Raw genomic sequence first — 8676 nt, forward strand, 5'->3', positions numbered from 1 at the left:
TCGGCGGAGGAGCCGCGGATTTACGGCATCAGCGTTTCGACGAGCGTTTCCTGGAGTGCGCCGAGCCAGAGGTAGGCCATCACCATGGGCTTGCGCGGATCGGTGTCGGGGAGCCGGTAGAGGGAGCCCTCCTCGCCCTGGTCCTCGTCGGCGACCTCCAGCCGGGTGCCGATGGTCAGGCGCAGGTCGTTGAGGGTGCCGAGCCAGCTGCGGCACTCGTCGCCGGTGAGGGTGAGGACCGCGCCGCCGTCCCCGACGGGCGAGAGCGCGTCCAGGGTGCGCACGACGGCGACGGCGTCGTCGCGCTTGCGCGAGCGCAGGTCCATCTCGGTGAAGCGGCGGAACTCCGCGGACAGCGCGCGCAGCTCCTCCTCCGGCGTTCCGCCGTCGGCGGGCCGGTCGGGGCCGTTGTAGGCGTCGGGGAAGAGCCGGGCGAGCGCCGGGTCGGAGGGCGGCTTGCTGGGGCCCTCGGCGAAGAGGGCGGCGAGCGGGTCCTCGCCGTCGGCGGGCTGGTCGCCCGGGCCGATCAGTTCGAGCAGCTGGACGACGAGGGAGCGCAGGATGGAGATCTCGACCTCGTCGAGCGCGACGGCCGCGCCGCCGCCTGGGGTGGCCTCGAAATGGCCGGCCATGGATTCTCCGATGGTGGATCGAACGGGGCGGGTGGAGGCGGGGCGGGTGACGGCGGACGGACGACGCCCTGAGGGGGTTTAGTTGCGGTCCTGGGTGAGGGTGGCCCACAGCCCGTAACCGTGCATGGCCTGGACGTCGCGTTCCATCTCCTCGCGGCTCCCGCTGGAGACGACGGCGCGGCCCTTCTGGTGCACGTCCAGCATGAGCTTGTGGGCCTTGTCCTTCGGGTAGCCGAAGTAGGCCTGGAAGACGTAGGTCACGTAGCTCATGAGGTTGACCGGGTCATTGTGGACGAGCGTCACCCACGGGACGTCCGGCTCGGGGACCGCGAAGGTCTCCTCGGCCGAATCAGGACGTTCGATCTCTACGGGGGTAGCAACGCTCACCTGTCCCATGCTGCCACCCGGGCGGGTCCGGCGCACAAACGGACCCCACATCTCGTCACTTTGACGAATAGGGGGTAGCATCCCAGCCATGAACTCAGCGGACCTCGGGCGACGGGTCGGCGTTCCGTCGACCGCGCTCTTCACCGACCAGTACGAGCTGACCATGGTGCAGGCGGCCCTCAAGGCCGGCACCGCCGACCGGCACTCGGTCTTCGAGGCGTTCACCCGCCGACTGCCCGAGGGGCGGCGCTACGGTGTCGTCGCGGGCACCGGGCGGGTGCTCGACGCGGTGGAGAACTTCCACTTCGACGACGAGATGATCGGCTTCCTGCGGCAGCAGGAGATCGTCGACGAGCCGACCCTCGAATGGCTCGCCGGCTACCGCTTCAGCGGCGACATCTGGGGCTATCCGGAGGGCGAGGTCTACTTCCCCGGCTCCCCGATCCTGCGGGTGGAGGGCTCCTTCGCCGAGTGCGTGCTGCTGGAGACGGTGATCCTCTCCATCCTCAACCACGACTCCGCCATCGCCGCCGCCGCCTCGCGGATGTCGGCCGCCGCCGGGGGCCGCCGGCTGATCGAGATGGGCGCGCGGCGCACCCACGAGCTCTCCGCGGTGGCCTCGGCCCGCGCGGCGTACGTCGGCGGCTTCGACGCCACCTCCGACCTGGCGGCGGGCTTCCGCTACGCGATCCCGACCGTCGGCACCAGCGCGCACGCCTTCACCCTGCTGCACGACACCGAGCGCGACGCGTTCCGAGCGCAGGTCGACTCGCTGGGCCGGGGCACGACGCTGCTGGTCGACACGTACGACGTGGCCGAGGCGGTCCGGGCGGCCGTCGAGATCGCGGGGCCCGAGCTCGGCGCCGTACGGATCGACTCCGGAGACCTGCTGCTGGTCGCGCACCGGGTGCGGCAGCAGCTGGACGAGCTCGGGGCGACGGGCACGAAGATCGTGGTGACCTCGGACCTGGACGAGTACGCCATCGCCTCGCTGGCGGCCGCGCCGGTGGACGCGTACGGGGTCGGCACCCAGCTGGTCACCGGGAGCGGGCACCCCACCTGCTCGATGGTCTACAAGCTGGTGGCCCGCGCCGGCTCGGCGGAGCCGGACGCTCCGCTGGTGCCGGTGGCGAAGAAGTCGCTCGGCGCGAAGTCGTCGAAGGGCGGTCGCAAGTGGGCCGCGCGCCGGACCGACGAGCACGGCGTCGCCGAGGCCGAGGTGATCGGCACCGGTCCTGTGCCCGCGTCGGCCGGCCGGCCGCTGCTGGTGGAGCTGGTGCGCGGGGGCGAGGTCCTCGTGCGCGAGCCCCTGGACGCCGTCCGCGAGCGGCACGTGGCCGCGCGCGCGGAGCTGCCGATGTCGGCGATCCAGCTGTCGCGCGGCGAGCCGGTGATCCCGACCGAGTACGCCTGAGAACGCTTGAGAACGCCGGGGAACGGCCCGGGGCGGCCCGCGGTGGGCCGTCCCGGCCGGCCCGGACCGGCCGGGTCCGTAACCGGGGGTTTGGCCGACGGGCTTGATTGTGACGTTCCAGTGCCTAGGCTCGAACCCTCGGACCCACCCGGGCACACCCATCCCGGTCCCACCGCTCCGGCATCCGCCACCGCTCCATCCGCTCCCGCCCCCACCGAAGGACACCCGCCATGCACCGCGCATTGATCGTCGTGGACGTTCAGAACGACTTCTGCGAGGGCGGCAGCCTCGCGGTGGCGGGCGGTGCCGATGTCGCCGCCGCCATCACCGACCTGATCGGCGATGCCCAGCCCGGTTACCGCCATGTGGTGGCCACCCGCGACCACCACATCGACCCGGGCGACCATTTCTCGCCCAGCCCGGACTTCGAGCACTCCTGGCCGGTGCACTGCGTCGCCGGTACGGAGGGCGTCGGCTTCCACCCGAACTTCGCGCCCGCCGTCGCCTCCGGCGCGATCGACACCGTGTTCGACAAGGGGGCGTATTCGGCCGCGTACAGCGGATTCGAGGGCTCCGACGAGAACGGCACCGGCCTCGCCCAGTGGCTGCGTGACCGCGAGGTCACCGAGGTCGACGTGGTCGGCATCGCCACCGACCACTGCGTGCGGGCCACCGCGCTGGACGCGGCCCGTGAGGGCTTCGTCACGCACGTGCTGCTCGACCTGACCGCGGGCGTGTCCGGGGCGACCACCGAACGGGCCCTGGCGGAGCTGCGTACGGCGGGCGTGAAGCTCTCCGGCACGCCGGTCGTCGCGTCGTAGCCCTCCGGACCCGCTCCGGCAGGACCCGCCCGCCGAGCCCGTCGAGCCCTACGCGGCCGGGCGGGCCGGTCCGGCGTACCCGGTGGGGCCCAGCAGGGCCCTGATCGGGTGCCACAGCTCCTGGGCCGAGTGGGACGACTGATAGGAGTGCGGCGGCTGTGACGGCTGCGGCGTGAGGCCGCCGGGCCGCCCGGGCGGTTCCGCCTGTGGGGCGGCCCGCCACAGCAGCCCGTCCGGATGGTGCAGCACCGCCGTGACCTCGTCCGGCGTCGGCGGCTGGTCGTTGCCGCGCAGATAGACCGCCCGCAGCCCCAGATTGCGCAGCCTGGTCAGGGCGCGCGCCCGGTTCGCCGCGTGCACCAGCACCCGCACCGGGGCTCCGGGCCCGGCTCCCGTACCGCCGCAGAATCCGGTGCCGTCGGCCGGTCTGGTCAGGGTCAGGGCGACCACCACCGTGCCGTTCGGCAACCTGCAGAAACCTCCGCCTGCCATGCTCCACGCTCCCCCGTGAGACGTCGTGTCAATAAGGATGTGAACAAGACGCACCTAAACACGATCGGCCGTCGCCCGCTAGAGGGCGACGGCCGATCATGGTTTGACCTGCGGTTTTACTTGATCAGCGACCCGAGGGGCTGACCAGCACGCTCATCGTCTGTCCGTTGAGGGGCTCGTGCACGATGGAGATGCGGGTGTTCGTGTCAGAAACCTTGACACTGCCCGTGGGGTTCTCCTTGTACCAGTAGGTGCCCTTGCGGTCGTCGAAGACCGGGTTGCCCAGCGCGGGCTTGATCTTCAGCGGGACGTCCGCGTTGTGGAGCGTGAAGCCCTTGTTCGGGTACCAGCTGAACGGCGCGTCGAACGGCTGGATCTTGTTGCGCAGGAGCGAGCCGTCCTTCCACTTGAGCGGCTTGGCGTGCGCGTCGATCGGCAGGATCAGACCCTGGCCCGGGTGGACGGAGGTGTTGTTGTCCTTCTGGGAGGTGTCCCAGAGCCAGACCAGCAGACCCGTCTGGTACGCGTAGTGCTCGACCCAGTCCGGACGCGTGCCGGAGAAGCCGAAGTTGTACGGGCCGACCTTCAACGTCTCGTCGTACGAGACGTACTGGCGGTTCTCCGCGATGTAGTACTGCGGGTAGTCCTGGGTGAAGGACTCGCCGATCCGCGAGAAGCCCTTCGAGGTCCAGCCGTTGTCGTCGCCCTCGGCGTTGTCCGAGAAGAGCTCGGCGCCGTCGGCGGTGACGGTGATGGCGTCGGCCGCGAAGCCCTTGCCGCCCGCGCCGCCGTCCGTCTGGTAGCGGAAGCGGAGGTCGACCTTCTTGCCCGCGTAGGCGTCCAGCGGGAAGGAGAGCTTCTTGTAGTCGCCCGAGACGTCGGTCAGGGCCGGCTTGTCACTGGCGTCGCGCGGGATGGCCTTGCCGTCGGCGGTGCCGTCGAGCGCGGTCCAGCTGGTGCCGCCGTTGTCGGACACCTCGGTGTAGAGGTAGTCGTAGTCGGCCTCGATGTCGTACCAGCCCGAAAGGTCCAGCGTGGCCTTGGACTTGCCGGTCAGGTCGACCGAGCGGGTCAGGGTGTTCGACAGGTCGTCGCCCATGTCGCTCCACCACTGCTTCGCACCCTCGGCGGGCTTGACGACGGTGGTGGTGACGGCCTTCTTCGGCAGCTCGACGACGAGCGCCTGCGGGTTCTTGGTGTTGTACTCCGAGACGCCCAGCTTGTGCAGCGAGGTCTTGCCCGCCTTGGCCGTGTCGTAGTCGAGCCAACCCAGCTGGAGCTTGTCCCACGAGGTCATGTCGCCCGGCAGGTTGCCGATCTCGCCCTTGCCGGTGCCGAGCCAGGAGCCCGCCGACATCAGGGACCAGAAGCCGACCGAGTTCTCGCCGCCGCCGGAGGTGTCGTACAGGTCCGGCAGACCGAGGTCGTGGGCGTACTCGTGGGCGAAGACGCCCAGTCCGCCGTTCTCGGGCTGGACGGTGTAGTCGCCGACCCAGATGCCCGTGTCGCCGATCTGCGCGCCGCCGGCCTTGTTGTTCTCGGGGCCGGTCGCACCCGCGTTGGTGCCGTACGCGTACCAGCGGTGCGCCCAGATGGCGTTCTCGCCCTCGGCGCCGCCACCGGCCGACTCGTCCTCGCCGGCGTGGACCAGCTGGAAGTGGTCGATGTAGCCGTCGGGCTCGTTGAAGTTGCCGTCGCCGTCGAAGTCGTAGCGGTCCCACTGGTCGTACTCGGCCAGGTTCGCCTTGATCTCGGCGTCGGTGCGGCCCTTGGCCTGCTGGTCGGCGACCCAGGCGTTCACGCCGTCGCGGACCGCGTCCCACACGTTGGCGCAGTTGGACTGGCCGCAGTAGTTGGAGCCGTAACGGGCCTCGTTGTAGGGGACCTTGACCCAGTCGGAGACCTCGCCCTCGACCGAGTAGCGGCCCGAGGAGGTCTTCTCGTAGTAGGTCTTGAGCGAGTGGACGCCCTTGCCCTCGCCGAAGTAGAGCTCCTGGAAGTGCTCCTGGTTGTAGTCGTCCTTCCAGGCGGTGCTGTTGTCCTTCTTCGGGTCCGGCTTGGCGATCTCGTTGTGCGCCGGGCCCGGGGTGCCGCCGTACTTCTTGACGGGCGGCTTGGGGCCGTCGCCGTCCGGGTCGAACATCGTGGTGTCGTCGACCTCGTCGCCGAACTCCAGCAGGATGGTGAAGATCTTGTCGGTCTTCTCCCGGCCGAGCTCCACGTACTTCTTGTCGCCGAGCTTGACGACCTTGGAGCCGCTCCGGTTCGCCACCTTCTTGTCCCCGGACAGCACCTGCTCCAGCGCGGCCTCGCGCTGGGCGGCCTGCTGCTCGCTGAAGGGGCCTTCCAGGTTGTGCTCCACATGCCCCTTGGCCGGCGCCGGGTCACGGCGGTCGACGGTGGAGACACCGGAACCTGATGAGCTGTCATGCGCCTGGGCGGTGGCGAAGGTCGACGCCGTCGCAGCGGTCGCAGCCATGGCCACGACAACGGCGGCGGTGCGAAGCGCCCGTCTCTGATTGGTCACTTGATGCAGTCCTCCCCGGGCGTCCGCGCAGCGGCCAGGGGGGTATGTAGCGGGCCGCGCGCGTAAACGCGTCACAAGTGACGACATTCGATCGGAGTTATGAGAGAAAAGACAGACCTTGACTTGAACAGACCAAGTGCACTATGCGGAGCACTCATCCGGTATGCGGACGGTATGAGGAGGGCATGGGAACGGTAAAAGAACGGCGAACGTCCGGACCAGGCCGTCGGCGCTTTCCAACAGGCGCGCCCCACCGTCCGGTTGGTGAGAGACGTGACTCCGTGCGCCCCCTGTGCACCGGTACCGTGGGTTAGGTCACGCTTACTACCGGTCCGTGTCGGGCATCCACCGTCGTAGGGTCGTTCGGCGCCTTCAACCGTGTCGACCGCCCGCCCATCCGACGTCCCGAGGACGGAAACCGCCATGCCGCGTCCGACTGCCGCACAGTTCGCCTACGGTTCGGCCACCGTCGTCGTCACGACGCTCGCCCTGCTGCTGCTGTTCCGCACGGAGTCCGGCATCGGCGTGGCCGCCGTCGGCGCGACCGCACTGGCCCTCGGCCTCCTGGTGGCCGTACGCCTGCCGCTCCCCCGCCACCCCGCGGCGGAGGGGACCGGACAGCCGGCGACCGCCCACGCCGCCCGGACCCAGCACGCCCTGGAGAGCATCGGGGCCCGGGAGCGGGTCCCGGCGCCCCGTTCGTCCGCGCGGGTGGACGAGCACTCGTTGCGCCGCTAGCGGGCGGCCACCACGACCGTCTTCGCCGCCTTGTCCTGGAGCCCCTGCCGGTAGGGCTTGTCGGTGAACATCAGCACGATGTTGATGAGCCACCACAGGCACGGGCAGCACAGCAGCGCCGGGGCCCACAGCACGACGGCCCGCATCAGCGCCGCCCCGGTGTCGGGCACCCGCCCGTCGTTGAGCATCGCGACGCGCAGCTTCAGCAGCCGCTTGCCCACCGTGCGGCCGTCCTTGTGGGTGAAGTACGTGTCGTAGGCGACGTAGACCACCAGGCCGATGATCGACCACAGCAGCTGATGCCCGCCGTACCCGTTGGCGACCGCGTCGCCGAACCCGTCGTCGCCGTCCCCGTTGACGTCGACCGCGCCGCCCCAGGGCAGCGAGATCAGATACAGCGGGATCGAGATGATGAGGAAGTCGATGAGCCGCGCCAGGATCCGCTTGCCGGGCTCGGCGAGCGGCGGCATCCCGGCCAGCGGATCGGGCGCCCCGAAACCACCGCCGCCGCCGTACGGGTCGTTCGGCGGTGGCGGAGGAGGCGGGGGCGGCGCACTGCCGTAGGGCGACTGACCGTACGGCGGCTGACCCTCGGACGGCGGGGGCTCCTGCGGCTTCTTGAGGAACGGATCGTCGTCCTCGGGCGGCTGGCCGGGCGTCGGCTGGTCGTTGCTCATGGGGGCAGTGCATCCCGCACCACCGGGGCCCGCAACGGCTCAGGTGCGTTCGGGGGACGCGGGGCGGCATACGAGTCTAAACGGGCATGTCGCCACGCGCCCGGCCGACCGCCGGCCGGCCACCGCGCCCGGTCAGCCGGCGACGAAGGTGCGGGCTGCCTTGTCGTGCCAGCACTGGCGCCAGGGGCGGTCGATCAGGCACCAGAGGACGTTGACCACGCCGATGACGAGCAGCCCCAGCACGCCGTAGACGAGCCAGCGGCGCAGGGCCGCGCCCAGGGTGGGCGCGTCGTGGGACTCGATGTCGCGTACGTCGAGCCCGAAGAGCTTCTTGCCCAGCGTCCGGCCCCACTTGGCCGTCGGCAGCGCTTCCAGGAGGAAGCCGAGCAGGAGGAACGCGGCGAGCAGCGCGCCCAGCAGCGCCCCGGTGGTGGAGTCCAGCAGCCAGACGGTGACGGTCTCCCCCGTCTCCTTCGCCGCGGTGATCTTCCGGTCGATGTGGTCGAGCGCCCGGGTGGTCAGCGGGACGGCCGCCGCACCGACGATCGCGCCGAGCACGAGGTTGTCGACCAGCCGGGCGGCGAACCGCTTGCCGAGACCGGCGGGCCGGGCCGAGGCCTGGTTGCGGGCGAGTTGCTGGAAGGGGTCGTCGACCGGCGGCTTCCACGGCACGACGGGCTGGTCCGCGCCCGCGCCGGGCCCCTGGTGCTGGTGCGGCAGTTGTTGCTGCTGGGGCTGCTGGGGCTGGAGCTGCGGTTCGGGCTGGGCCAGTTGGTGGACCTGCTGCGCCCAGGAGGCCGAGCCGCCGCCGGGGCCGGGCGTCAGGGGCGTGTGCAGGGCCGCCGGGGGCTCGGGGGCGGGGGCGGCCGGGGACGGCGTCACGGGGGCGGCGGGGGCCTGGACCGGGCCCTGCCGTACTTCCTGCGGCGCGGGCGCGGGCGCCGGGACCGGCGCGGGAGCCTGGGCCTGCTGGACGTGCTGGGCCGGG

General features: G+C 70.9%; 9 protein-coding genes. 3 read left to right on the top strand and 6 right to left on the bottom strand.

Going from position 1 to position 8676, the window contains the following annotated elements; translation table 11 throughout:
* Nucleotides 1-20 precede the first annotated feature (20 nt).
* Nucleotides 21-632, bottom strand: coding sequence for a DUF2017 domain-containing protein (locus G3I54_RS37305; protein ID WP_164621569.1), 612 nt, complete (start codon nt 630-632; stop codon nt 21-23).
* Between the two features lie 78 nt (nt 633-710).
* Nucleotides 711-1028, bottom strand: coding sequence for an ATP-dependent Clp protease adapter ClpS (clpS, locus tag G3I54_RS37310; protein ID WP_031125181.1), 318 nt, complete (start codon nt 1026-1028; stop codon nt 711-713).
* Between the two features lie 79 nt (nt 1029-1107).
* On the opposite strand from clpS, the gene G3I54_RS37315 reads away from it, so the two are divergent.
* Nucleotides 1108-2433, top strand: coding sequence for a nicotinate phosphoribosyltransferase (locus G3I54_RS37315; RefSeq protein ID WP_164621571.1), 1326 nt, complete (start codon nt 1108-1110; stop codon nt 2431-2433).
* A gap of 230 nt (nt 2434-2663) precedes the next feature.
* Entirely contained in the window at nt 2664-3254 is a 591-nt protein-coding gene (locus G3I54_RS37320) for an isochorismatase family protein (RefSeq protein WP_164621574.1), read from the top strand.
* A 48-nt stretch (nt 3255-3302) separates the two neighbouring features.
* On the opposite strand, the gene G3I54_RS37325 is transcribed toward G3I54_RS37320, so the two are convergent.
* Complete coding sequence (locus tag G3I54_RS37325) at nt 3303-3746, bottom strand: hypothetical protein (RefSeq protein ID WP_164621576.1); 444 nt, start codon at nt 3744-3746, stop codon at nt 3303-3305.
* A 124-nt stretch (nt 3747-3870) separates the two neighbouring features.
* Nucleotides 3871-6273 (bottom strand): immune inhibitor A domain-containing protein, encoded by a 2403-nt coding sequence (locus tag G3I54_RS37330; protein ID WP_164621578.1) that lies wholly within the window; start codon nt 6271-6273, stop codon nt 3871-3873.
* Between the two features lie 423 nt (nt 6274-6696).
* On the opposite strand from G3I54_RS37330, the gene G3I54_RS37335 reads away from it, so the two are divergent.
* Nucleotides 6697-7011, top strand: a complete 315-nt coding sequence (locus G3I54_RS37335) for a hypothetical protein (protein WP_164621580.1) — start codon at nt 6697-6699, stop codon at nt 7009-7011.
* Here G3I54_RS37335 and G3I54_RS37340 read toward each other — a convergent pair.
* A complete protein-coding gene (locus G3I54_RS37340) occupies nt 7008-7688 on the bottom strand; it encodes an RDD family protein (RefSeq protein WP_164621582.1) in 681 nt (226 codons plus the stop codon). The genes G3I54_RS37335 and G3I54_RS37340 overlap by 4 nt on opposite strands.
* 132 nt (nt 7689-7820) lie before the next feature.
* A partial coding sequence (locus tag G3I54_RS37345) for an RDD family protein (protein ID WP_164621584.1) occupies nt 7821-8676 on the bottom strand: 856 nt, incomplete at its 5' end.

The organism is Streptomyces sp. SID14515 (genome assembly GCF_010548505.1).
Classification (GTDB): domain Bacteria; phylum Actinomycetota; class Actinomycetes; order Streptomycetales; family Streptomycetaceae; genus Streptomyces; species Streptomyces caviscabies.